2 protein-coding genes are annotated in these 948 nt (G+C 61.8%); both read right to left on the bottom strand.

Annotated elements, in window-relative coordinates; genetic code table 11:
• Nucleotides 1-709: hypothetical protein (locus DVK07_RS19685; RefSeq protein WP_121598529.1), on the bottom strand; the 709-nt coding region annotated here is incomplete at its 3' end.
• A gap of 38 nt (nt 710-747) precedes the next feature.
• The coding region (locus tag DVK07_RS23860; RefSeq protein WP_233565540.1) for a hypothetical protein at nt 748-948 on the bottom strand (201 nt) is incomplete at its 5' end.

The following is a 948-nucleotide window of genomic DNA, read 5'->3' as shown; positions in this document are numbered from 1 at the left end:
GCTCGTCGATCACGTCGTCGAGCACCTCTCGCAGCTCCGCGATGAACGAACTCGGCCGTTCGACCTGAACGCGGGTCGTTGACTTGTCGGCGTAGTTCAGACCTCGGTGTCGAACGTAGATCCGCGCGAACGACCGCCGGACCGACCGAGGGACCTCCCACACAACCGCAGGGAGGTGGTCGAGCGACGTCTTTGCGCCGGTCGGCGCACCCATCGCGACAAGACACCGACCGAGGACTGTCCCGGCACACGTGGGGAGGATCTCGGTCGCGCGGCCGGGTGTGTCTGTGTTGCGGGTGCGCGTCTTCACGCCGACGCGCTCGAAGGCGTCCCGAACCTCCGCGGGGCTCACTCGTTTCCCGGGTGTCACCGCGGGACTGTAAGTCTCGGCCGCGATGCTCCCGCCGGCGAGGACGTGTGCGAGCAGCTCGACGAGCGCGGCAGCCGTCTCACCCCCGGGATCTGGATCGAGCCAGCCGTGATCAATTGCGGTTTGAATCCCACGGACGGAGTCCGGCATCCCTCCGTCGAGCCATCCTCGAACACGGCCCGACGGAAGGTCGAGAGCCTTCCCGACTCGGATGCGACCGTGGCTAGGGTGTTCGGCCGCGTATTCTCGAACCCGCCGATAGTCGAGCACTTTCTCCCAAGGATCCGGATACTCACGATCGCTGTATGTGCGAGCGAGAGAGGCTGCCGTGGGGACCATACACGTGATTTTGTGACAACAGGATTTGAACTCATGCCTCAAATTTTCACCCGTGATACCCACGCCATTAAGTACATATACCGGATCAGCGTCTTTCCAAGTAACCAGCAATCCGAAGGACTTGGTCCGACATCAATCTCGGGAACAAGTCCTCGGCCCCAGCTGGGTTCAATCATGAAACCAAGCAACCCATCCAAAGGAGAAGACCGTGCTGTCAGTCCCGTTATCGGGGTCATACT

Source organism: Halorubrum sp. Atlit-26R (assembly GCF_003666015.1).
GTDB lineage: Archaea > Halobacteriota > Halobacteria > Halobacteriales > Haloferacaceae > Halorubrum.
This window is presented reverse-complemented; position numbering and strand designations above follow the sequence as displayed.